The following is a 23,589-nucleotide window of genomic DNA, read 5'->3' on the forward strand; positions in this document are numbered from 1 at the left end:
TCAGACGGGGCCGATCACCGACCCCTCGTGCCAGCCCGCGCCGTCGCGCCAGTAGTGCTGGAGGCGGCGGTCGGTGCGCAGGACGATGACTTCCAGGTTGAACCCGAAACTGCCCTGGAGCATCCCGGTGACGGCGGCGACGTCGTGCCCGAAGACCGCGCCGCGCCGCCAGGGCGAGCCGCCCGCGTTGCCGCGCCACCAGTGCTCGACCTGGCCGCCGGCGACGGCCACGCACAGCTCGTAGTTCCCGGCGGTGTCCTCGTCGGCGGCCCCGAACTGCCCCTCGATCAGGCAGGGCGCGGAGACGGCCGGGGTACCGCTGCCGAAGATCTCCCCGGGCCGCCAGGTGAAGCCGTTCGGATCGTCGCGCCACCACAGCTGCATGCGGCCGTCGGTGAGCGCGGCGACGAGGTCGAGGTGGCGGCCGCGGGTCTGGACGAGGGCGGGTCCGTAGTGGGCGATGCCGGAGGCGAACCGGCCGCCGTCGTTCCAGGTCCAGGGGGCGCCGTTGATCCGCCACCAGTGGTTGAGCCGGCCGTCGGCGGTCCGCACGACCACCTCGAAGTTGCCCGGCTTGCCGTAGTCGCTCTGGATGAACGCCGGGGTCGAGCCGGCCGCCGCGTCGCCCGGTCCGAAGACGCCGCCGTCGCGCCAGGCCCCGCCGGACTGCTCGTAGTACCAGTGGCGCAGCCGGCCGCCGGTGGTCACGTGCAGGGACTCCATGTTGCGGTTGTAGGTGGTGCCGGTGAAGGCGGGCTGGCCGGAGGCGTCGGTGGCGAAGGTGCCCGCGCGCGCCCAGGCGAACGGGGAGTCGCCCTCGCGCCACCAGTGCTGGAGGCGGCCGCCGCCGGGGGCGGTGGCGAGGAGCTCGAAGTTGCGGTGGGCGCGGCCGTTGCCGCTCTCGTAGACATTGCCGGTGTGCAGGCGGCGCTTGGTCCACGGGTCGGGGTTGGTGCCGCGCAGGCCGCACTTGGCCCAGTAGTCGATGTTGACCTCGCCGTAGGCGATCCGGCCGTAGCCGCCGACGTGGTAGCCCGTGCCCCAGGAGTTCTTGAACAGCCAGCAGCCGGCCGCGTCGTCGTAGCCGACGATCAACACGCAGTGCCCGCCCGCGAGATGGTCGCTCGTACGGTGGTACACGCCGGAGCCGAGCCCGAAGAAGTCGTCGTAGACGTCGAAGCAGGCGGTCAGCGGGCCGACCGTGTCCAGCCAGACCTTCTGCTGCTCCACGTCGCCGAGGCGGACGTAGTCGGTGATCCGGACGGTCCGGCCGGAGCGGTCCCAGCTGGGTGTGTACTCGGCGCGCCAGGCGTCGCGGCGGGCGGCCGGCAGCCCCGCGGGCGGGGTGCTGTAAGGCCAGCAGTCCGGGTCGGCGAGCCCGCCGTTCGCCTTGATCCAGTCCAGGGCGGTCTCCGGATTGCTGCCCTGGCCACAGGCGAAGCGCAGGCCGTCGTGCACGTCGCCCTCGGAGCGCTCCGCCCATACGTCGTGCTCGATCCGGGCCATGGACTCCACCAGGCCGGCGGCTCCGAAGGCCCAGCAGGAACCGCACGGGTTCTGGTCCTTCACCTTGGTGATCCAGGGCCATCCCCAGCGGGTGCGCCAGTCCACGGCGGCCGGCCGGGCCGGGGCCGCCACCCCCTGGACCCCGGGCAGCAGCCCGTGGGCGGCCCGGCGCCGCGTCAGATGCGGATTGCCGCTCGCGTGGCCGATGATCCCCGGGAGATCGATCACCCCCACGTCCTCGGCGGGTGTCAGGTTCGCCCCGGGCTCCAGACCGAGCGAGGGCCGTGGCACGGGCTCCTCGTCGGCGAGGTGCTCCAGTACCGACCAGCGCGCCCCCTGCGCGACGAGCCGCGCGCGCAGCTCCCCCACCGATTGGACAGACTCCTCCGGCATAGCGGCCCCCCAGCTGCAACCGTTCGGATCCAAGACCCGGGAGCGTCTCCCCGGCGCCCGGGGGCGTCAAGGGGGTCCGCACGGTCGCGTGGGGGCACGAGGGGGCGTGCCGCTCCGGCGCCCGCCGGATCGGCGCTCGCGCCGGGCGCGGCCGGCGCGCCGGACGGCTTCCCTGCCGCCGGCCTGCCACCGGCCTGCCGCCGGCCTGCCGCCGGGTCAGCCGTCCAGCGAGATCGCCTGCTTGGCGCGGTCCACGGATTCCTCGGAGGCCGGTCCGCCCGGGTTCTCCGTCGCCAGCGCCTGGTTGAGGTCGACGAAGGGCCGCATCCGCTCCTCGTAGCGGGCGTACGCGGCAAGGTGGTCGCCGGAGGACTGGGCGAGGGAGTCGGCCAGCACGTGGGCGCCCACCAGGGCCAGGCTGGTGCCCTGGCCCGAGAGGGGGGAGGGGCAGTAGCCGGCGTCCCCGAGCAGGACGACCCGGCCCCGCGACCACCGGTCCATGCGGATCTGGGCCATGGCGTCGCAGTAGAAGTCGGGCGCCCGCCGGGCGGCCTCGGCCAGGCGGGTCCCCTCCCACTGCAGGGACTCCAGCCTGTCGACGACGGTCCGCCGCAGGGCCTCGGCGGTCCGCAGTTCCGGCGCGAGCGGGGCGGACTCGAAGCCGAAGGCGACGCGCAGTTCGGTGTTGTCGCGTACGGGCATGACGCCGAAGCCCATGTCGCCGTCGCGCAGCCACATCTGCCAGTCCTCCAGGCCGAGGAAGTTGTCGGCGCCGAAGACCGAGAGGTAGCTGCCCAGGTGGTGGACGTAGTCCTCCTCGGGGCCGAAGGCCAGGCGCCGCACGGTGGAGTGCAGGCCGTCCGCCCCGACGACGAGGTCGAAGGTGCGCGGCTCCGCGTGCGCGAACTCCGCCCGCACCCCGCTCCCGTCCTGCGCCAGCGCGGTGACGGTGTCGCCGAAGAGGTACTCGACGTCCGCGCGGGTGTGCTCGTGGACCAGCCGAACCAGGTCCTCGCGCAGCAGCTCGATGTCCTCGCCGTCGAGCCGGCCGCTGCTGTAGGTCGCCTCGGTGGAGCGGCCGACCTCGCCGCCGTCGGGGCCGAGCATCGACATGCCGCGCATCCGGGTGCGTACGCGGCTCGCCGGCTCCAGCAGGCCCATGCGCTCCACGACGTCGAGCGCGACGCCGCGGATGTCCACGGCCTGCCCGCCGCCGCGCACGCCCGGGGCTCGTTCGACGACGGTGGGCTCGAAGCCGCGGCGGTGCAGGAGGTGGGCCAGGACGGGTCCCGCGATGCCGCCGCCGGAGATGAGTACGGTCCGCATGAGAAGCTCCTTCAGTGGTCTGTACGCTGTACGCACACTGAATGTACGACGTACGCGCAGGCCTCTCAACTGGCATAACAACGCTCCTGTACTAGGCCAGAACGGCTCCGGCGGACATCGCCGCCGGTAGCCTCTGAACTAGTACAGACAAGAAAGGCGGCAGAACGTGACGCAGACCACAGGCACACCCGGCGATCCGCCCTACCTCCGCATCGTCGCCGCGATCCGGCGGCGCATCGCGGACGGGGAACTCGCCCCCGGGGACCGCGTCCCCTCCACCCGGCAGATCGCCTCGCAGTGGGGCGTCGCGCTCGCCACCGCCACCAAGGCCCTGACCACCCTGCGCCTGGAGGGCCTGGTCGAGGCGCACCCCCGGGTCGGCACGGTCGTCGCCGGGAGCACGGCCGCCGGAAACACCCCCGCCGCCGCCCCGGCCCGCCGGCGCCCCTCGACCGCCCCGGACGCCGAGCCCGAGCTGACCCTCGACCGGATCGTCCGCGCCGCAGTCGAGATCGCCGACGCCGAAGGCCTGGACGCGCTCTCCATGCGCGCGGTGGCGGCCCGGCTCGGCGTCGCGGCGATGTCGACCTACCGGTACGTCCCGAGCAAGGAGGACCTGGTCCTGCTCATGGCGGACGCCGCCTTCGGCGAGGAGTCCCCCGCCGCCTCCGGGGCCCCCGGGGACTGGCGGGCGCGCGTCGAGGTGGGCGCCCGGACCCTGTGGCGGCTGTACCGCGCGCACCCGTGGCTGGCCCGGATCGGCTCCCTCACCCGCCCCCTGCTCGTGCCCAACCTGCTGGTCCACGGCGAGTGGATGCTGGGCGCCCTCGACGGCCACGGACTCGACCCGACCGCTCTCTTCGACATCCACGTCCTGCTCTACAGCCACGTGCACGGCCTGGCGGCGCACCTGGAGCTGGAGGCCGACGCCGAGGCCGCCACGGGCCAGTCGGAGGACCAGTGGATGGACAGCCGCGCCCCCGTCCTGCAGGACCTGGTGGACTCCGGCCGCTTCCCGACCTTCGCCAGGGTGGTCGGATCCTTCGAGGACGGCTACGACCTGCGGCTCGACGCCCTCTTCGAACTCGGCCTCACGGCGCTCCTCGACGGCCTGACCCCCGTGGTCGAAGGCCGGGGACACTCCCGCGGCCCCGGGCGGGGGCCCGTATAGGCTCGGGCCGCATGGGGAAGTGGATCGCGCCGAGCGCCGTCGAGAGAGCGCTGTACGAGGCCAAGACCGCGGGTGACTGGGCCGCTTACTTCGACGCGCTGGCCCGTACACCGCTGTACGTGGCGCAGCCCCGCGGGCAGTCGGACGCGCATCCCGACTCGGTGTTCTTCCACGCCACCCCGGACCGGACGCTCGCCGTCCACACCCCGGGGATGCTGCCCGCCCCCACCCCGGGGACGGTCTACGAGTCCCGGAGCCTGCGCTGGTTCGCCCAGGTCTGGGCCGCCGCCGACCCCGCCTTCCTCGCCGTGAACCCGGGCTCCCCCACCGAGGCCTACCTCACCACCACCCCCGCCGACCTGGCCCGCTGGCGCACCCACGCGGAAGCCGCCCCCCACTACGGCCTGCCCGAGGGCAAGGTCCACGCCCTGTTCACCGGCGGCCCGCTGCACGGGCCCGTCGCCCACGGTCTCGCCGTCGGCGCCCATCTCGCCGTGACCAACGGCGAGTTCTGGAACTCCCTCGCCTACCACGGCAGCGGCTACCAGTCCGAGCGCCGCCGCGTCGCGAAGAGCTGGAGCATCACCGACCGGCCCGACTGGCTCTCCGTCCTGGAGACACTGCTGGACTGCGGGATGGTCAGCCCCGTCTGGGAGTACGCGCTCCGCGTCCGGCGCGCCCTCGCCTCCGACTTCGCCGGGCCGGTGGACATCGAGCACTGGCGGCACGCGGCCGAGGCGAGCCTGCGCCGCAACGCCGAACGCGCCGCCGAGCCGCGGCTGACCCCCGACGGGGTCACCGTCGCCCAGCCGCGCCCGGCCGCCGAGGTCGAGGGGGAGATAGCCGGTGTCGGACGCCTCATCGGCCGGATCACCCGCTACGAGCAGCGCTTCCGGGCCGACGGACTGCTTCCCGAGGACGGCTGGGTCCGTTCCGTGGAGGGCTGGGACACAGGGCGGGCCTCGCAGATGGCCCGCTGGGGTGTCGGCTGCCGCTACGGCAGCGTCGAGGAGGCCGAACAGGCCGTACTGCGCGCCGGGGAGGCCGCGCGCGACACGTACCGCTCGTGGGCGGACTTCTCCGCCGGGTACGTCCTCGGCCGGTGCCTGCACTTCGACGAGGAGGAGTTCGGCCCCTGGTACACGACCGCCCTCGCCGCCCACCTCGCCCTGACGACCGACCCGGCCAGCCCCTGGCTCAACATCCCCTGGAACTGAACCCGTCCGTACGGTGTCCGACCTCGGGTAGTCGGCGGCCGCGGCCGGAAACCGGCTGCCGGCCACCGGGTCCCCGACTAGCCTCGCCGCCATGACTGTTGAGCTGAACGAGACCGTGCGAGGGCTGCTCGACGCGCCGCACCCCGCCGTCCTGTCGACCATCAACCCCGACGGAAGCCCGCAGAGTTCGGTGATCTGGGTGACCCGCGACGGCGGCGACCTGCTGATCTCCACCGAGCAGGGACGCCGCAAGGAACGCAACATCGTCCGGGACGGGCGGGTCGGCCTCACCGTCTTCGACCTGGCCAACCCCTTCCTCTACGCCGAGATCCGCGGCACCGCCACCGTCACCGAGGACGTCGGCCGCGCGGTGGCCGTGCGCATCGCCGAGGAGTACATGGGCCCGGGCGCCGGCAAGGAGTACGCGGACGCCCCGGCCGAGGACGTCCGGGTGATCGTCCGCATCACCCCGACCAAGGTCCTCGGCAACGCGGCCCGATAGGCCCGACAGCCCCGGCGTGCCCGGAAGGCCCGGCGGGACGGGGGCGGCAGGGCTCAGGGAAGGCCGGGCCGGACCGCCGCCCAGGCGTCGACCGCCCGCGCCGCGGGGTCGGTGTCCGCGAGGTGGGGCCGTACGAGCACCAGCCACGGGATCAGGCTCTTGATCCGGCGCAGGTGCCGGATCCGGTGGTACGGGAGGTCCCGCCAGACCCGGCCCTGCGCCGCGGCCTGCTCCGGGCTCAGGTCCATCAGCGCCAGCAGCTCCCGGCACAGCGCGGCCGGGTCACCGCCCCGGTCCGGGCCGAACCGCTCGATCAGGTAGACCCGTACGCCGGCGAGCTCCGGTGCCCGGAGCAGATCGGGCCCGCCCTCGGCCCGTGCGCAGCGGTGGGCGGCGGCCAGCGCGATGCGGCCCCAGCGCAGCCGGATCGCGTCCGGCAGCCGCTCGTCCCGCATCCGCACCCCGGCCAGGACGCGCAGGGTCCGCGGGTGCGGTTCGTCGCTCAGCGGCGGGTCGGTGGCCAGCCAGGCCTCCAGCTCCTCCAGCGCGTGCCCGTCGGGCGGCACCGAGGTCAGCACCTGTCCCCGGGTGAGGAGTGCGACCATCGCGCCCGCGAGGTGGACCTTCGCGACGTGCCCGGCGTCGAAGGAGCCGACGGCCCGGCCGTAGCGCTCGATGCGGCGCAGGGCGATCCTGGACTCCCCGACGGCGTAGACCTGTCCGGCCCGTGCCACCCCGCCGACGCACCGGACCACGCACACGCCGCCCGTGACGTCGGCCTCCTCGACGGAGTACACCTGCAATTCGGCGATGGACACCCGCGCCCCCTTCCCCGGGCGGAGGTTACCTCCCGGGGCCGCCCCCCTGCCCCGGACCCCGCTCGACGCGGTCCAGCAGGGGCGCCGCCCACTCCGGGAGGGCGGACGCCGCCGGGCGGGGCGGGCGGGGGTCGGAGGTGATGCCGATGCCTCCCGCCGGGTCGCCGTACACGAACCGCCGGGACCACTCCAGCCAGGAGCGGACGAACAGGTTCGCGCTCCACGCCAGGGCCAGCGCGCCGCGCAGCCCGGGGACCTCGTACCAGTAGCCGGTGAGCACCACGGCGCGGGAGACCGCCTCGTCCTGGTCCCCCGGCCGGGAGTCGGCGGTGAGCCCGGCGGCCAGCACCGATGCCGCGAACGGATGGCCGGCGAGCAGCCCTCCGACGTCGCAGACGACCGCGTCCAGCAGGTCCGCCGGGAGGCCGGCGGCGGCCTGCTCCAGCCTCGCCAGCAGCTCGGGCAGGCCCGGATCGCCGACCGCCTCCGGGCCGGGGACCACCCTCAGGTCGACCGGCAGCCGCCCGTCCCCCGGGCGGGCGGCCAGCAGGTGCACGTACGCCAGCACGCGCAGGGTCTGCCAGCGGCAGAGCGTGTCGAGCAGCGCGGTCCGGGAGCTGCGGAAGGCGAGCCGCACCGGCCAGTGGGCCGCCCGGACGTCGTCGCCGAGCGCCCGCAGCTCCGTCGGCACCGGGGCCGGGAAGACCCGGATCCGGCCGGGGTCGCAGGACGGCTCGGCGCGGTAGCCCGGCCGGCCGGGTGCGGGATCGCCGGGGGTACCGCTGCGGCTACTCATTCACTTCTTCGTCCTCCGCGAGGGCGTCAGGCGATCCGTTCGACGAGGGCCGGGGGAAGCGGGTAGACGCGTTCCTCGGGCAGCAGGGCCGCGGCCGCGTCGAGGTTCCCGGCCGTCACCGCGGCATGGATCTCGTGCGCCGTGGCGGTGACGTCCCGGATGCCGCTGATCCAGTTCTCCACGTACCGCTCGACCGCGGGTCCCGAGAGGCCGATCTGGATCGCCCGGTGCGGCAGCGGATTCAGGTGCAGATCCCGCTCGGGGTCCCATTGGACGCGCACCGGGCTGTCACGAACGGCGGCACGCCACTCCTCGACCCCCGGGAAGCGTGTCCTGTCGAAGTGGCTGAGGCAGGACCGGGAAAGCGCCTCCTCGAATCCGTCCCGCGTGATGTCGATCGCCAGGACGCGCTCCTGATCGCTCTTCGTGGCCCATCCGCAGCGGTACATCATCCACAGGAACGACGGCTTGATCCACGTCATCCTGGCGCGCTTGAACGGATCCACGAAGGTGCCGGCCTCCAGGGCCGGTTCGGCGATGCGTGCCGGGTACGCCTGATAGACGGTGATGGTCGCGTCGTCGAACCGCGCCCTGACCTCGTGCGTCGCGCCGGTCATACGGAAGGCTCGCCGGCCCAGACCTGCGGCTTGGCGATGACCGGGTCGGCCACCGTGCGCGCGCCGCAGGCGTGCAGGAGCCAGCGCAGGTCCTCCCAGGCGAAGAAGGGCTCGCCCCAGGTGTCCGCCCACAGCCGCAGCCGGTCCGTCCCGTCGGCCGGGCGCGTCAGGTCCCACCAGGCCCAGCCCCGCACCTCAAGGTCCGGATCGAAGCGCGAGAGCCAGTTCTGCAGGTCCCAGGGCTCGCCGCCGGTGCGCTCGCGGTAGCGGTCGCGCCCCTCGGCCGCGAAGGGTTCCGGGGAGGAGCCGCCCCGGCAGACGGCGGGGAACCATGCGGGAATGCCGTCGACGGGCAGATCGTCGTCGTCGAAGGACTCCGAGGCCGCGATACCCAGCACGGCGTCCATGACGGCGCGCAGCCTGCCGGCGTACCGCTCGGGGTCCCCGTCCACCGCCACTTCGAAGAAGGCCAGGACCGGGGGCGCGGAATCGGTGTCCGGACGGCCGGACACGCGGGCCCTCTCCCTTTCGAGGTCTTCGATTTCGTGCAGCATTCCGTAATCCTCACTAATGATCTTGTACGATCCTACCAGAGCCGGGAATGATGGCTTTTCGCATTTTCTCGATCACCTCACCCGGAAGGCCGTACAGGTCCGTCCCCCTGGTGGGGTCGGAGATTTCCGGATAGATCTGCTTCACCTGTTTCCATTCTTGTTTGGTGAAGCCGAGCCCGTCCGGCTGTTCCTGCGGAACCGCGTGCGTGCGGATGTCGTCCACGAAACTCTTCGGTACGTCGAACGCGACGATCTGGCCGCTGTCCCCCCGGAACTCCACGGTGTGCCGCAGGTCTCCGCTCATGTTCACGTACAGGTGGTTGTTGCCCTCGATCGTGACGTTGCCGTTCCCGTCGATGTGCACCCGCTGGCTGAGCGGATGGTCGGTCTGCTTGCGGTAGACGGTGACCGTGCACTCGTCCGGCGCCAGGCCGAGGTGGTCCGACCAGGTGTGGGGGTTGGGAACGTACGCCGCCGGGTTGGGCGCCGGGGCGAGACCCAGCGGGTCCTGGCTGAGGTACCGCGCCGTCGACGGGTCGTAGGTGCGGAAGACGTTGTGGTGCAGACCCGATTCGGGGTCGAAGTACTGCCCCGGGAAACGCAGCGGCGTGTACGTCGACGCGCCGCGGTTCCAGGTCGTCGCGCCCCACAGGGTGGACCGGGTGTGCCAGGCGATGTCGCCCCGCTCGTCCACGAGTTCGGTGGGCGTGCCCACCAGGTCCGTGACGATCGAGAAGAAACGGCTGTCGATCTCCTCGCTGGAGGCCCCGAGGATGCGTTCCGTCTGCGTCAGCGGGTGCAGTCCGCGGTGCTCCCAGGTCAGGACGACCGGATGGGGAAGACCGGGCGACCGCGTGACCTGCTCGCAGAGGGTCGCGCCCTCCCAGGTGAAGAGGACCTCCTCCACGACCTCACCGGCCGCCGACAGCCGTTGCTTGGCGGCCCGCCGGCCCAGCGGGTCGTACAGGTAGCGCCACACCGTGCCGTCCGGGGTCGTAACCCCCACCAGCCGGTCCTCCGCGTCCCAGGCGTAGTGCCAGGTGTCCGGCTTGCGGGACAGACGCGTCTTGCGGCGCAGGACGACGCGCCCTTGCGCGTCGTACTCGTAGCGGACGCCTCCCGCGCCCGTGAGGCGGTTGCCCGTGTAGGTGCGCGGCCCGGTCGCCACGTCGGCGTCCGGATGGGTGGCGGGCCAGGACGCGGACGTCTGGTTGCCGGCCTCGTCGTAGGCGTAGCGCTCGGACCAGGCCTCCGCCTCCACCGCGGTCACACGGGCGGCGGCGTCCAGGGTGAAGGAGCGGGAGCCGCCCAGCGCGTCGTCCACCGCGGTCAGGTGGCCATCGGGCCGGTAGGTGTAGCCCCGGCGCTGGAGGGTCCGGCCGTCGTGGCCCGTCAGGTGCTGCTCGGTGAGGCGGCCGACCTCGTCGAAGCCGTGCCGGAGCGTGAGGCCCCCGCCGATCCGGCGGACCGTCTCACGGCCCGCCGCGTCGTGTTCGAAGGCCAGGGTCCGGCCGGAGGTCGTCAGACCCGCGCGGCGGCCGGCGGCGTCGTAGGACCACTCGCCGACCACACCGGTCGGCGTGGTGCGCCGCGTCGTCCGCCCCAGCTCGTCGTAGGCGAAGCCGAGCGTCCGGCCGTCGACCGTCTCCGAGTGCAGCAGGCCCTCGCGGTTGCGAATCCGGCTCAGGGTCACGTCCGGCCCGACGGCCCGCGCCAACTGGTCCGCGTAGTCGTACTCGTACGTGGTCACCGCGCCGGCGGCGTCCTTGCGGACGGTCTGGCCGAGCTCGTTGTACTCGTACCGGACCGTCTCCCCGAGCGCGTTGGTCCGCGCGGTCAACCGGCCCGCCGCGTCGTACGCGTAGCCCAGGGTCCGGCCGTCGAAATCCGTCTCCGCGGTCAGCCGGCCCGCCGGGTCGTAGTCGTACGTCCAGGTCAGCCCCTGCGGGCCGGTGACCTCCGTGAGCCGCAGCTCCAGGTCGTGCGCGAACGAGTAGCGGGCCCCGTCGGGACCGGTCCGCGCGACCAGGGCGTCGAAGTCGCCGTACTCGTAGACCGACCGGCCGCCGGCCGCGTCGGTGTGGCTGAGGCAGTTCCCCTCGCCGTCGTACACCCAGGACTGCTCGCTGCCGTCGGGTTCCACCCGGCGCAGCAGACGGCCCTCCACGCTCCATGTCAGCCGGGTGACCGCGCCGAGCGGGTCGGTGACGGTGGCCGCGCGGCCGAAGGAGTCGTACGTGTACCGGGTGACCGCGCCCAGCGGGTCGGCCGATTCGACGACGAGGCCCGCCGCGTTGCAGCGGAACGAGGTGGTTTCGCCCAGCGCGTTCGTCACCGAGGCGAGGTGGCCCCGGTCGTCGTACGTGAACCGGGACGTCGCACCGGAGGCGTCCCGCACGGCGACGGGGTTGCCGCGCTCGTCGTAGGTCCGGCGCACGGAGGTGCCGTCCGGCCGGGTGATGCGTTCGGGCAGGCCGAGGCCGTTGTACTCGATGGCCGTGCGGCGCCCGTCGGTGCGTTCGACGGAGGTGACGAGCCCGTTGTCGTCGTATGCGATCCGGGTCGTCAGTCCCAGCGGATCGGTGCGCGTCAGCAGCCGGTTGAAGGAGTCCCGCACGAAGCGGGTGGTGGAGCCGTTCGCGTCGGTCTCGGCGACGATCCGGGCCTTCTCGTCGACGAGGTAGCGGCGCTGGTGCCCGAGCGCGCCGGTGACCGTGGTGACGCCGTCCTCGTACGTGAAGCGCGAGTCCACGTGCCCGTTCGTGCCGGACTGGGCGACGCAGCGGTCCCGTTCGTCGTACGCGTAGTCGAAGTGGCGGCCGTTGCTGTCGGTCCACGAGACGATCCGGGCGCGGTCGTCGTACCCGAACCGCAGGGGCAGGCCCGAGGAGTTGACGACCTCGGTCAGATTCCCCTCGGTGTAGCGGTAGTCGAGGACCTTCGTTCCGTCCGCGAGGGACAGCGAGGTGATCCGGCCGTCGGCGGTGGTGAGCCGCACGCGGTAGCCGCCGCTGTGGCTGATGCCCGTCGGAGCGCCGTCCGCGTCGTACTCGTAGGCGATCCAGCCCCCGTTGCGGTCGTCCAGCTGGAGCAGGGCGCCCTCGGCGGTGAAGTGCCAGACGCGGCCCGATTCCGGGTCGGCCACCGTGTACCCGCCGTCCGGTGTGGCGGACAGGGGCCATCGCCGGCCGTGCGTGGGCAGCACCGGCAGACCCGGTGCCGGGTGCGGATAGGCGAGGACACTGCCGTCCTCGCCCAGGAGGAGGACACCGGCGGCGTCGATCTCCAGGCGCTGGTCGACGGTGCTCGCCCAGCTCGGACCGAACCAGCGGCCCGCCCGGTACGAGGACTCGAAGGAGCGGGTGAAGACCAGCGGCAGCGATCCCGGCAGGACGAGGTCGGTCTGCGGCAGAACCATCCGCCCGGTCGCCACGTCGACCGGGTCGTCGACGCACGTCTTGTCGGCCGGGGTGCGCGACGGGCTGTCGGGGCCGTCGCTCTCGAGGTGGGTGCGACCCGGTCCCTTGAGGTCGTCGGCGTGCTTGGCGATGGACGCCGTCTTCTTCAGGGCGCCGAGGCCCTTGGAGCCGATGAGTTCGGGGAGCATCTTGCCGATGCCCTCGCTGGGGTCCTTCATGAACTCGTCGAGCATCTGCTTGCCCGCGCCCATGGGGTCGTTGACCGCCACGGCCAGGCCGGCGACCGTCGAGTTGAGGCTGGTCATGTACTCGGCGGGGTGGGTCAGGTTGTACGGGTCCATCGGGTTGACCGAGCGGACGAAGTTGACGAGACCCGCCGTGCCCTTGACCACGCCGCCCGCGAGGTGGGTCTGCGCGAGGTCCAGGTAGTCCATCCCGTCCTTGAGCTGCTCGGCGTACGAGGGCTTGGGCGGGGCGGCGTCGCGGGCCGCGCGGACCGCCGTACGGGCCGTCTCGGCCACTTCGTTGCGCTGGGTACGCGCCTCGTCGAGCTTGTCCTGGGCGGCCTTCACGAGGGGCTCGCCGGGATCGGTGAAGTCGTCGGCCGGCCGCGGCGGCAGCGTTTCCTTCTCCGCCTTCACCGCGGCCTTGTAGTCGGTGATCGACTTGTTGTAGGCGGTGCGCGCGTCCTGCGAGACCTTCCTGGCCTTGTTGTAGTCCTCCAGGGCCTCCTTGGCCTGGCGCTGCGCCCATTCGACGGTGTCCGCGAAGCGGTTCATCGCGTCGGCGGCCTTGCCGAAGGCCTCGGCCGCCTTGAACCAGCGCGGCGGTTCCTTGGCTATCGCCTCCCGGAACGCGTTGGCCGACGCGCCCTTCAGTCCGTCGCCCTCCAGTCCCTTCAGACCGTTGCCGACCATGGTGAAGGAGGCCTTGAAGTCGTCCAGGTGCGAGACCTGGGCGCGGATCTTCGACACGCTGCCGTAGACCAGCTTGTTCGGGTCCTCGGTCTGTCCGAGCTCCAGCTCCGAGACGTCCGCGCCGAGCTGGTTGGCGGCCGAGCGGCTCTTGTCGCGGACCCAGTCACCGGCCTTGTCGAGCCCGACCTCCTCCGCCACGTCGGCGACCTTGTCGCCGGTCCACTCGATCGCGTCGCCGACGTCCTCGGCCCGGTCCTCGACCCAGTCCTCCGCCGAGTCCGGTACGAAGTCCCTCCAGCCCATCAGCTACCGCCCCCGCCGGCCTGGTCCAGCAGGTCCTTGATCGAGCCGATCTTCCCGCTGGAGGTCAGCTTGTCGCCCGTGTCCGACCAGGTCTGCTTCATCTCCTGCCGGCTCTTCTCGAAGGACTCCGCGCTGTAGTCCGGCTTGTAGACGTCCGCCCGCCAGATGTCGTCCCAGCTCTTCTGCTCGATCTCGTCCTCGCTCGCGTGCGGATTGCCGTACGCGGCGTTCGCCACGACCTTGAACGCACCCTGCATGTACTGCTCTTCCTCCCACACCGTGCCCGCCGCGATCCCGAGGTTCCCGGCGAGGGCACTGGCGTTCTGCACGAGACTGCGCACGCCCCACTCCCAGCGCTCGCAGAAGTCCTCGAAGTCGGTGGCCAGACCCATGTGTCCGGCTTCCATCCCCGTCATCGACAGATCGCTGAACCCGGCACCCTGCGAGGCGCCGGCCGCATCCCCCGACTCGCGCAACTCGGCGATGGCCTTGCGCAGACCGTCCTGGATGTTCTTGACGGCGGCCGGCGAGACCTCAAGGTCCCCGTCGCCCGCCATCAGACGGCGTCCGCGGAGTCGGGCCCGGCGTCCACGGCGCACGCGTCGGGCACGATGCCCACGACCGGCGGGAACAGCATCGAGCCGTCCTGGTCCGCCACGTTCACCGCGACACCCGTCGGGCCCTCGGCCGCGGGTACCACCGCGTCGAGGAGTCGGGCACCCAGGATGGAGAGGTACTCCCACTCACCGGCCGCGGCACCGGCACCGGCACTTCGCATCGCCGCGAACCGCGCCAGGGCCTCCTCGTCCGTGAAGGCGTAGATCCAGCGGACGCCGCCCTGCCACCCCGACATCAGCCCGCCCTCGGGGTCCTCCGACAACGGCACGAGCAACGCGGTACGGCGAAATTCACCCAGCAAACTACCGGAGTGCCCCAATCCGCCTCGCATGGCGGCGATTTGCTCGGTAAGTCCCATCACGTACCCCATCCCCGAAGGGCAGTCGGCGCCCCCGATTCGCATACGTTACTTAGATACGCGCGGGAGTCCGAACGGTTCCACTCAGACCGATGGCCGGTCTCCACGAGGGAGACCGGCCATCGGGTGGGGCGTCGTACGTGCCGCTACGACCAGGTGATCAGGCGGCGGGGGTGTTCCAGGACCGCCGCGATGTCGGCCAGGAAGCGGGAGCCGAGCTCGCCGTCGATCAGACGGTGGTCGAACGACAGCGCCAGGGTGGTGACGTGGCGCGGCTTGACCTTGCCCTTGTGGACCCACGGCTGCAGCTTGATCGCGCCGACCGCGAGGATCGCGGACTCGCCCGGGTTCAGGATCGGCGTACCGGTGTCGACGCCGAAGACGCCGACGTTGGTGATGGTGATCGTGCCGTTCTGCATGTCCGCCGGGGAGGTCTTGCCGTCACGGGCCGTGGCGACCAGCGAGGACAGGGACTCCGACAGCTCGCCGAGGGACTTGGCGTGCGCGTCCTTGATGTTCGGGACGATCAGCCCGCGCGGGGTGGCCGCCGCGATGCCCAGGTTGACGTAGTGCTTGAGCACGATCTCCTGGGCCGCCTCGTCCCAGGACGCGTTGACGTCCGGGTTGCGGCGGATGGCCACCAGCACGGCCTTCGCGATGAGCAGCAGCGGGTTGATCCGCAGCCCCGCGAGGTCCGGGTCGGCCTTGAGCTCCTGGACCAGCTTCATCGTGCGCGTCACGTCGAAGGTGATGAACTCGGTGACGTGCGGCGCGGTGAAGGCCGAGCCCACCATGGCCTGCGCGGTGACCTTGCGCACGCCCTTGACCGGGATACGGGTCTCCCGCGCCGAGGCGTCGGCCACGGGGGCCGCGGCCACCGCGACGGGCGCCGCCGGGGCGGCCGGGGCGGCGGCCGGAGCCGCCGCGGGAGCGGCGGCCTGCGGGGTGATCGCCGCGGCGGCCGCCGCGTGGACGTCCTCCCGGGTCACGACCCCGCCGTCGCCGCTGGGCACCACCGAGGCCAGGTCGATGCCGAGGTCCTTGGCGAGCTTGCGCACCGGCGGCTTGGCCAGCGGCCGCTCACCGGCCGGCTGCGCCGGGACGGCGGGAAGCGGCGCCGGTGCGGCCGGAGCCGCGGGGGCGGCCACCGGGGCCGTCGTGCCGTTCTGCGCGGCCACGGCGGCCGCGGGGGCGGCCTTGCGCGGGCGGCGCTTGGTGGAGGACTCGGAGACCCCGTAGCCGACCAGGACGGGCTGGCGGGCGGCCGGGGCCGGCTCGGCGGCGGCCGGGGCCGCCTCCACGGCAGCGGCGGCGGGGGCCGGAGCCTCGGCCTCGCCGGTCTGCACCGAGATGATCACCTGGCCGACGTCGACCGTGGTGCCCTCCTCGAAGAGGAGGGCGTGCACGACACCGTCGAACGGGATCGGCAGTTCCACGGCGGCCTTGGCCGTCTCGACCTCGCAGACGACCTGGCCGTCGGTGACCGTGTCACCCGGCTGGACGTACCACTTGAGGATCTCGGCCTCGGTGAGGCCTTCGCCCACATCGGGCATCTTGAATTCGCGGATGGTCATGACGCGGGTCTCCTAGTACGCCAGCGAGCGGTCGACGGCGTCGAGCACCCGGTCCAGGCCGGGCAGGTACTCGTCCTCCAGGCGGGCCGGCGGGTACGGGGCGTGGAAACCGCCCACGCGCAGGACCGGCGCCTCCAGGTGGTAGAAGCACCGCTCCGTGATGCGAGCGGCGACCTCCGCGCCCACGCCGAGGAAGACCGGCGCCTCGTGGACGACCACGAGCCGGCGGGTCTTCTCGACCGAGGCCTGGATCCCGTCGAAGTCGACCGGGGACATCGAGCGCAGGTCGAGGACCTCCACCGACTTGCCCTCCTCGGCGGCCGCGGCCGCGGCCTCCAGGCAGACCTTCACCATCGGGCCGTAGGCGGCCAGGGTGACGTCCGAGCCCTCGCGGCTCACGCGCGCCTTGTGCAGCTCACCGGGGATGGCGTCGAAGTCGACCTCGCCCTTGTCCCAGTAGCGGCGCTTCGGCTCGAAGAAGATCACCGGGTCGTCGCTGAGGATCGCCTGCTGGAGCATCCAGTAGGCGTCGCTCGCGTTCGAGGGGGAGACCACCTTGAGGCCCGGCACGTGCGCGAAGAGCGCCTCGGGGGACTCGCTGTGGTGCTCGACCGCGCCGATGCCGCCCGCGTACGGGATGCGCACGACGACGGGCATCTTGACCTTGCCCAGGGCGCGCGCGTGCATCTTCGCGAGCTGCGTGACGATCTGGTCGTACGCGGGGAAGACGAACCCGTCGAACTGGATCTCCACGACCGGCCGGTACCCGCGCAGGGCCAGGCCGATCGCGGTGCCGACGATGCCCGACTCGGCGAGCGGGGTGTCGATGACCCGCTCCTCGCCGAAGTCCTTCTGCAGGCCGTCGGTGATCCGGAAGACACCGCCCAGCTTGCCGACGTCCTCGCCCATGATCAGGACCTTGGGGTCCTGCTCCAGGGCCTTGCGCAGCGACTCGTTGAGCGCCTTGGCGATAGACATCTTCTCGACAGCCATCAGTGACCCTCCTCGAAGGACGCGAGGTAGGCGGCGAACTGGGCGCGCTCCTCGTCGACGAGCGCGTGCCCGTCCGCGTAGACGTTCTCGAAGATCGCCATGGTGTCCGGGTCGGGCATGGCGCGCACGGCCTCGCGCACGCGCTTGCCCATCGCCTCGCTCTCCGCCTCCAGCTCCGTGAAGAACGCCTCGTCGGCGCCTCCGGTGGCCAGCAGGTGGGCCTTCAGGCGCAGGATCGGGTCCTTGGCCTCCCAGGCCGCCGTCTCCTCGTCCCGCCGGTACTTCGTCGGGTCGTCGGAGGTGGTGTGCGCGCCCATGCGGTACGTGAACGCCTCGACCAGGGTCGGGCCCTCACCGCGGCGGGCCCGGTCCAGGGCCCAGCGGGTCACGGCCAGGCAGGCCAGCACGTCGTTGCCGTCGACGCGGACGCCCGGGAAGCCGAAGCCCTGCGCGCGCTGGTAGAGCGGCACGCGCATCTGGCGCTCGGTCGGCTCGGAGATCGCCCACTGGTTGTTCTGGCAGAAGAACACCACGGGGGAGTTGTAGACGGCGGAGAAGGTGAACGCCTCCGCGACGTCGCCCTGGCTGGACGCGCCGTCGCCGAAGTAGGCGATGACCGCGGAGTCCGCGCCGTCCTTGGCCACACCCATCGCGTAACCGGTCGCGTGCAGCGTCTGCGAGCCGATCACGATCGTGTAGAGGTGGAAGTTGTTGGTGTTCGGGTCCCAGCCGCCGTGGTTCACACCGCGGAACATGCCGAGCAGGTTGGTCGGGTCGACCCCGCGGCACCAGGCCACGCCGTGCTCGCGGTACGTCGGGAAGACGTAGTCGTCGTCGTTCAGCGCCCGGCCGGAGCCGATCTGCGCGGCCTCCTGCCCGAGGAGCGAGGCCCACAGGCCCAGCTCGCCCTGACGCTGCAGGGCGGTCGCCTCACCGTCGAAGCGGCGGGTCATGACCATGTCGCGGTACAGCCCGCGCAGGTCCTCGGTGGTGATGTCGGCGACGAAGGGGGCGAACTCGGCGTTCTCCGCGTTGTCGACGCGGTCCCCTTCGGGCGTCAGCAGCTGTACGAGCTGAGGTACGACATCCTGCGTCTGCGCGGTGGCAGCGGCGGGCTTGGCGGCGGCGTTCGCCGCGCCTGCCGCCCGCTTGGTGCCGCTGCTGCGTCGCGGCTTGCGCGCGGCAGTGCTCTCCACGGTCACGTGTGCTCCTCCGTCGGTCCGGCACCCGGGTTCTCCGGGGTCCAGTGCGGCTCACCTGTATCCGTAACGAGCGCACGGGGTGGGTGCGCGTCGCGTACGGGGATTCAGGCGTGACAGGTGCCCCGGCGAGTGCCCTGCGCAATGCACGTTACCCAGTGCGCCGCATAACTGCGAAACCCCGTTTGACCTGCGTTTTTGCTTGGATTTCCTAGTAAAAACACAGCGGCGGGAACAATCACTGGTCACAGCCTTGCAGGGGCCGGGAACAACGGCACGTTATCCCGGGTAACTCCGGCAGGGAAGGGGTGAGTGTGTGAAACTGACTTCGTGCGCGAAGACGGAAAAATCAAGGTATTCCTCCTGGACGACCACGAAGTGGTACGTCGGGGCGTCCACGAGCTCTTGTCGGTCGAAGAGGACATCGAGATCGTCGGCGAGGCGGGTACCGCGGCCGACGCCCTCGTGCGCATCCCCGCCACCCGTCCGGACGTGGCCATCCTGGACGTGCGGCTGCCGGACGGCAGCGGGGTGGAGGTCTGCCGCGAGGTGCGCTCGCAGGACGAGGACGTCCGGTGCCTGATGCTGACCTCCTTCGCCGACGACGAGGCGCTGTTCGACGCGATCATGGCCGGGGCCTCCGGTTACGTGCTCAAGGCGATCCGCGGCAATGAGCTGCTGAGCGCCGTACGCGATGTCGCCGCCGGCAAGTCCCTGCTCGACCAGGTCGCCACCGCCCGCGTACTGGAGCGGCTGCGCGACGGCGGCAGGAACGGGGGCGACGACCGCCTCGCCAACCTCACCGAGCAGGAGCGGAAGATCCTCGACCTGATCGGCGAGGGCCTGACCAACCGCGTGATCGGCGAGCGGCTGCACCTGGCCGAGAAAACGATCAAGAACTACGTCTCCAGCCTGCTCTCCAAGCTGGGCATGGAGCGCCGCTCCCAGGCCGCCGCCTACGTGGCCCGCCTGCAGGCCGAACGGCGCTGACCCGCGCTCCCGCGGATGCGCGGACGGGCCCGGCGGAACTGATTCCGCCGGGCCCGTCCGCGTGTCCGTGTCACTCTTCCGAGTTGGTACCGCCACCGCCGGGGCCGGCGGGCCCGCCGCCGCCACCGCCCGTCTCCGTCGGCTTCGTCGGCGTCGTCGAGGGCTTCGGCGACGTGCTCGTCGTGGGCTTCGTCGTCGCCGTGGCGGTCGGCGAGGTCGTACCCGTCGGCGAGTGCGTCGCGGTGGCCGTCGGCGACTGGCTGAAGGTCTGCGACCGGGTACGGGTCGGCAGGGGCGAACTGTCGTTGGTGGCCGGGGAGTTGTCCTGGGTCTGCGGCGCGGTGGTGAGGCTCGGCGCCGGGGACTTGCTCGGCTGGTCGCCCGGGGTGCTCTGGGTGGTCTCCGGCTTCTTCTTGTCGCCCTTGCCCACGGTGTTGACCGCATAGGCCACGCCGCCGAGGACCGCGACGATCGCGAGGACCGCGAACAGCCATGCCTTCCAGCGGCCGCCGCCGCCACCGCGGTCGTCGTAGCCGTCGTATCCGTCGTAGCCGCCGTTGCCGGCCACGCCGTGACCGCCGGGGAAGGCCGAGCCGTCGTCCGGGTTCAGCGAGGGCACCATCGGCTGCTGGAACTGCGAGGTCGAGGCGTGCGCCCCGTACTGCTGCTGGCCGCCGCTCCCGCTCACGGGCATGGCCGTGGTCGCGGCGGCGCCGCCGCGCCCGTGCGGCAGGGCCATGGTGACCGGGCCGGTGCTCCAGGTGCCGGTGTTCGGCCCCTGGTCGTGCAGCATCTGGAGCGCGTACTGCACCAGTCCGCGCATCTCCTCGGCGCTCTGGAACCGGTCGTCCGGGTCCTTGGCGAGGGAGCGCATGACCAGGCCGTCGAGTTCCTGCGGGAGGTGGCCGCCCTCCGGCAGCTGCGAGGGCGGCACCGGCGCGTCCTGGACGTGCTGGTAGACCACCGACAGCGGGGTCTCGCCGGTGAACGGGGGACGCAGCGCGAGCAGTTCGTACAGCAGGCAGCCGGTCGCGTACAGGTCGGAGCGGTGGTCGACGGCCTTGCCGAGGGCCTGTTCGGGCGACAGGTACTGCGGGGTGCCCATGACCATGCCGGTCTGGGTCATCGTCGACTGGGCGCCATGCAGAGCGCGGGCGATGCCGAAGTCCATCACCTTGACCGCGCCGGTCTCGGTGATGATGACGTTCGCCGGCTTGATGTCGCGGTGCACGATGCCGTGCTGGTGCGAGTACGCGAGCGCCTCGAGCACGCCCGAGGTGATGATGAGCGCCTGCTCGGGCCCCGGGGCCTCGGCACTGAGCAGGAGGTCCCGGATGGTGCGGCCCTCGACGAGCTCCATGACGATGTACGGAACGGTGTTCGGGCCGACCTTGTCCTCGCCGGAGTCGTACACGGCGACGACGGCGTGGTGGTTGAGTCCGGCGACCGACTGGGCCTCACGCGTGAAGCGGGCCTTGGACACCGGGTCCTCGGCGAGGTCCGCGCGCAGCAGCTTCACGGCGACGGTCCGGCCCAGGCGGACGTCCTCGGCCGCGAACACCTCGGCCATGCCGCCGCGTCCCAGCCGGTGCGTCATCCGGTAACGGCCGTCTCCCACCAGGCCGCCGGCGCCCCAGTGCTCAGGACCATCGGTCATCCCGGCGCCGTTTCCATCGGGTTCGGGTGCCATCAGTCCTCGCCGTCGTATCTCTCGGCCGCCGCTCGGCGGTCGTCCTCTTCGTCGGTGCTCCGGTGAACGCTACAGCCTCGGAACCGGTCACCGTTCGGACAAAGCCGCCTGTGCCCGTGTGGTCACGGAACGGGCACCTGGCTTGACGTGTGCTTGCCCTCGGGCAGACTGGGCGCCATATGCGCCCGGCCACCGGCGTGGGGACACATCGCGAGGGGAAGCAACAGTCATGAGCCAGGACGGCACTCAGGGCCAGTACGCGGGCGGCTCTCTGGCCGGTGGCCGTTACCAGCTAAGGGACTTGCTCGGTGCGGGCGGCATGGCGTCCGTGTACCTGGCGTACGACTCGGCCCTCGACCGGCAGGTCGCCATCAAGACGCTCCACAGCGACCTCGGCCGGGAGCAGTCCTTCCGCGAGCGTTTCCGCCGCGAGGCCCAGGCTGTAGCGAAACTGTCGCACACGAACATCGTCTCGGTGTTCGACACCGGCGAGGGCGAAGTGACGTTCGGCGGCGCCGGCGGCGGCGACGGCGCGGTGATGCCGTACATCGTCATGGAGTACGTCGAGGGCCAGCCGCTCGGCTCGGTGCTGGAGGCGGACATCCGCCAGTACGGGGCCATGCCGGCGGACAAGGCCCTGAAGGTGACGGCCGATGTGCTGGCCGCCCTGGAGACCAGCCACGAGATGGGGCTCGTCCACCGCGACATCAAGCCCGGCAACGTCATGGTGAACAAGCGCGGCGTGGTCAAGGTCATGGACTTCGGCATCGCCCGCGCCATGCAGTCGGGGGTCACCTCGATGACCCAGACCGGCATGGTCGTCGGCACCCCGCAGTACCTCTCGCCCGAGCAGGCGCTGGGGCGCGGGGTCGACGCCCGTTCCGACCTCTACTCGGTCGGCATCATGCTGTTCCAGCTGCTGACCGGGCGGATCCCGTTCGACGCGGACTCGCCGCTGGCCATCGCGTACGCCCACGTGCAGGAGGAGCCGGTCGCCCCGTCCTCCGTCAACCGCTCGCTCACCCCGGCGATGGACGCGCTGGTGGCGCGGGCCCTGAAGAAGAACCCGAACGAGCGTTTCCCCACGGCCGCGGCCATGGGCGACGAGGTCGCGCGGGTGCTGGGCTCCGGGCAGACCGGGGCGCCGGTCATCGTCCAGGGCCAGGGGCCTCTGAGCAGTGGCGCGGGCGTGGCCTCGGCCGTGTTCCCGCCGGTGGAGTCCGGGTACCAGGCGCCCCCGCAGTCGGTGCAGCAGCCGTACCAGGCCCCGCACACCCCGCCGCCGGCCCCGTACGCGCCGACTCCGGCCCCCCAGCAGCACGCGCAGGGCGGCTACGCCTACCCGCACACGCCCCCGCCGCAGCAGCAGTACGCGCCGCAGACCCCGCCGCCGTACACGATCTCCCCGACGGGCGCGGGGTCCGGCGCGGGCTCGTCCGCGGCGGGCGGCGCCGGCAAGCGGAACATGCCGGTGCTCGTCGGCGCGATCGCGGTGGCCCTGCTGGCCGTCGGCGGTCTGATCGCCGCGATCTCGATGAACGGCGACGACAAGGACAAGGGAGGGACGACGGCGGACCCCGGGAGCTCCACGGCCGCCTCCGCGTCCGCGAAGGCCGGGTTCAAGGGTCCGGACACCACGCGCACGATCGACCCGAAGAAGTGCTCGGAGCCGGTGAAGCACTACAGCGAGGCCGGCAAGTACATGGCGCCGGACCTGAAGTACAAGAACCTGCTCTCCGTGAAGGAGTGCATCCAGGCCTCGGGCGGCAAGTACAAGATCGAAACGAAGGACGAGGCCGTGTACGGCAAGGACACGGTGCTCTTCCAGTCCCCGGCCGCCGGGGAAAAGATCAACAAGGAAGGCACGGAGTACACGCTGACCGTGTCGACCGGCAACCCCGAATAGCGCGACCGCTGCCGCCGCGCGCCGTCGCGCGGCGGCGCGGCACGGACCCCGGTCCGGCACACCGGCATCCCGGGCACCCGACAGGGTGTCCGGGATGCCGGTTTTGCCCCGCTGTGCAAATCTGGGCGCATATCTCTGACGCGCAGCGAGCAGCTCGTGGCTCGGGACGGGAGGGGCTCCCCGTGATCCAACGCTTCCGCCCGCCGCACTGGCTGGCCTGCGCGGCCCTGGCCGCCGCCGCGGCCGTGCCCTCCGCCTCCGCGTACGCCGGCCCGTTCCACAGCCCGCCCCGGCACGTCGCCGCCCCCGCCTCGCCGGACGACCCCTACGAGGAACTGGCCGGCAGCCTCGCCGGCGTCGGGCGGGAGCACCCCGGACGGCCGGCCGGCGAGCCCGCCGACCCGGAGCTGGTCGTGGCCGCCTCCCGGCCGCTGCCGGCCCGCCCGCGCACCGAGCCCGCCCCCCGGCCCACCCCCAGGCCGACCACCGTGGTCGCCGCCCCGAGCCCGCCGCCGACGGTGGTCAGAGCCCTCGGCACCGGACCCAACGACCGGGCCGCCGATCTGGCCGCGCACATACTGCCGCTCGGCACCGGATTCGCCCTGATGGGGCTCGGTCTCGGCTATCTCGGGTTGCGGCTGCGCCGGGGGATGTGACCGGCCCGGACCACCGCCTCCGGCCCCGCGTCCCCCGTAAGGCGTACATCCGAGGGTGGTTGCCGT

General features: G+C 72.2%; 19 protein-coding genes. 6 read left to right on the top strand and 13 right to left on the bottom strand.

Going from position 1 to position 23,589, the window contains the following annotated elements; all coding sequences use genetic code 11:
- Both Sspor_RS21680 and Sspor_RS21685 read right to left on the bottom strand, forming a co-directional pair.
- Entirely contained in the window at window positions 1-1,875 is a 1,875-nt protein-coding gene (locus Sspor_RS21680) for a C1 family peptidase (RefSeq protein ID WP_237403961.1), read from the bottom strand.
- 240 nt (window positions 1,876-2,115) lie between these two features.
- Window positions 2,116-3,225 carry an FAD-dependent monooxygenase gene (locus tag Sspor_RS21685; RefSeq protein WP_202200622.1) on the bottom strand — a complete coding sequence of 370 codons (1,110 nt, stop codon included), beginning with the start codon at window positions 3,223-3,225 and terminating at the stop codon, window positions 2,116-2,118.
- Between the two features lie 166 nt (window positions 3,226-3,391).
- Here Sspor_RS21685 and Sspor_RS21690 point away from each other — a divergent pair, with 166 nt between their 5' ends.
- The 3 genes from Sspor_RS21690 to Sspor_RS21700 all read left to right on the top strand — a co-directional run bounded on the left by Sspor_RS21690 (window position 3,392) and on the right by Sspor_RS21700 (window position 6,115).
- Complete coding sequence (locus Sspor_RS21690) at window positions 3,392-4,396, top strand: TetR/AcrR family transcriptional regulator C-terminal domain-containing protein (RefSeq protein WP_202200623.1); 1,005 nt, start codon at window positions 3,392-3,394, stop codon at window positions 4,394-4,396.
- Window positions 4,397-4,407: 11 nt separating this feature from the next.
- Window positions 4,408-5,613: a DUF1266 domain-containing protein gene (locus tag Sspor_RS21695; RefSeq protein WP_202200624.1), complete on the top strand. Its 1,206-nt coding sequence runs from the start codon at window positions 4,408-4,410 to the stop codon at window positions 5,611-5,613.
- A 91-nt stretch (window positions 5,614-5,704) separates the two neighbouring features.
- On the top strand, window positions 5,705-6,115 hold the full coding sequence (locus Sspor_RS21700) for a PPOX class F420-dependent oxidoreductase (protein ID WP_202200625.1): 411 nt from the start codon (window positions 5,705-5,707) through the stop codon (window positions 6,113-6,115).
- A 53-nt stretch (window positions 6,116-6,168) separates the two neighbouring features.
- On the opposite strand, the gene Sspor_RS21705 is transcribed toward Sspor_RS21700, so the two are convergent.
- From Sspor_RS21705 to pdhA, 10 genes are all read right to left on the bottom strand, one after another.
- The gene (locus Sspor_RS21705; protein ID WP_202200626.1) at window positions 6,169-6,933 is read right to left on the bottom strand and encodes a hypothetical protein; all 765 of its coding nucleotides are present in this window, start codon (window positions 6,931-6,933) and stop codon (window positions 6,169-6,171) included.
- A 25-nt stretch (window positions 6,934-6,958) separates the two neighbouring features.
- A complete protein-coding gene (locus Sspor_RS21710) occupies window positions 6,959-7,729 on the bottom strand; it encodes a hypothetical protein (RefSeq protein ID WP_202200627.1) in 771 nt (256 codons plus the stop codon).
- A gap of 26 nt (window positions 7,730-7,755) precedes the next feature.
- Window positions 7,756-8,346 carry a DUF4291 domain-containing protein gene (locus tag Sspor_RS21715; protein WP_202200628.1) on the bottom strand — a complete coding sequence of 197 codons (591 nt, stop codon included), beginning with the start codon at window positions 8,344-8,346 and terminating at the stop codon, window positions 7,756-7,758.
- Window positions 8,343-8,900, bottom strand: coding sequence for a hypothetical protein (locus Sspor_RS21720; protein WP_202200629.1), 558 nt, complete (start codon window positions 8,898-8,900; stop codon window positions 8,343-8,345). The genes Sspor_RS21715 and Sspor_RS21720 overlap by 4 nt, the downstream gene beginning before the upstream one ends.
- Window positions 8,901-8,913: 13 nt before the next feature.
- Window positions 8,914-13,539 (bottom strand): putative T7SS-secreted protein, encoded by a 4,626-nt coding sequence (locus tag Sspor_RS21725; protein ID WP_202200630.1) that lies wholly within the window; start codon window positions 13,537-13,539, stop codon window positions 8,914-8,916.
- Window positions 13,539-14,096 carry a hypothetical protein gene (locus Sspor_RS21730; RefSeq protein WP_202200631.1) on the bottom strand — a complete coding sequence of 186 codons (558 nt, stop codon included), beginning with the start codon at window positions 14,094-14,096 and terminating at the stop codon, window positions 13,539-13,541. The genes Sspor_RS21725 and Sspor_RS21730 overlap by 1 nt, the downstream gene beginning before the upstream one ends.
- The gene (locus tag Sspor_RS21735; protein ID WP_308295950.1) at window positions 14,096-14,425 is read right to left on the bottom strand and encodes a hypothetical protein; all 330 of its coding nucleotides are present in this window, start codon (window positions 14,423-14,425) and stop codon (window positions 14,096-14,098) included. Before Sspor_RS21735 ends, Sspor_RS21730 begins: the two co-directional genes overlap by 1 nt.
- Window positions 14,426-14,661: 236 nt before the next feature.
- A complete protein-coding gene (locus tag Sspor_RS21740; RefSeq protein WP_202200633.1) occupies window positions 14,662-16,089 on the bottom strand; it encodes a dihydrolipoamide acetyltransferase family protein in 1,428 nt (475 codons plus the stop codon).
- A 12-nt stretch (window positions 16,090-16,101) separates the two neighbouring features.
- Window positions 16,102-17,082 (bottom strand): alpha-ketoacid dehydrogenase subunit beta, encoded by a 981-nt coding sequence (locus Sspor_RS21745; RefSeq protein ID WP_030010542.1) that lies wholly within the window; start codon window positions 17,080-17,082, stop codon window positions 16,102-16,104.
- Entirely contained in the window at window positions 17,082-18,284 is a 1,203-nt protein-coding gene (pdhA, locus tag Sspor_RS21750) for a pyruvate dehydrogenase (acetyl-transferring) E1 component subunit alpha (RefSeq protein ID WP_202200634.1), read from the bottom strand. The genes Sspor_RS21745 and pdhA overlap by 1 nt, the downstream gene beginning before the upstream one ends.
- 327 nt (window positions 18,285-18,611) lie before the next feature.
- Here pdhA and Sspor_RS21755 point away from each other — a divergent pair, with 327 nt between their 5' ends.
- Window positions 18,612-19,271, top strand: coding sequence for a response regulator (locus Sspor_RS21755; protein WP_202200635.1), 660 nt, complete (start codon window positions 18,612-18,614; stop codon window positions 19,269-19,271).
- A 70-nt stretch (window positions 19,272-19,341) separates the two neighbouring features.
- On the opposite strand, the gene Sspor_RS21760 is transcribed toward Sspor_RS21755, so the two are convergent.
- The gene (locus Sspor_RS21760) at window positions 19,342-20,961 is read right to left on the bottom strand and encodes a protein kinase domain-containing protein (RefSeq protein ID WP_202200636.1); all 1,620 of its coding nucleotides are present in this window, start codon (window positions 20,959-20,961) and stop codon (window positions 19,342-19,344) included.
- Window positions 20,962-21,190: 229 nt separating this feature from the next.
- On the opposite strand from Sspor_RS21760, the gene Sspor_RS21765 reads away from it, so the two are divergent.
- Window positions 21,191-22,867, top strand: a complete 1,677-nt coding sequence (locus Sspor_RS21765) for a protein kinase domain-containing protein (RefSeq protein ID WP_202200637.1) — start codon at window positions 21,191-21,193, stop codon at window positions 22,865-22,867.
- A gap of 182 nt (window positions 22,868-23,049) precedes the next feature.
- Window positions 23,050-23,523 (top strand): hypothetical protein, encoded by a 474-nt coding sequence (locus tag Sspor_RS21770; protein ID WP_202200638.1) that lies wholly within the window; start codon window positions 23,050-23,052, stop codon window positions 23,521-23,523.
- The last annotated feature ends 66 nt before the right edge of the window (window positions 23,524-23,589 follow it).

The organism is Streptomyces spororaveus, assembly GCF_016755875.1.
GTDB classification, from domain to species: domain Bacteria; phylum Actinomycetota; class Actinomycetes; order Streptomycetales; family Streptomycetaceae; genus Streptomyces; species Streptomyces spororaveus.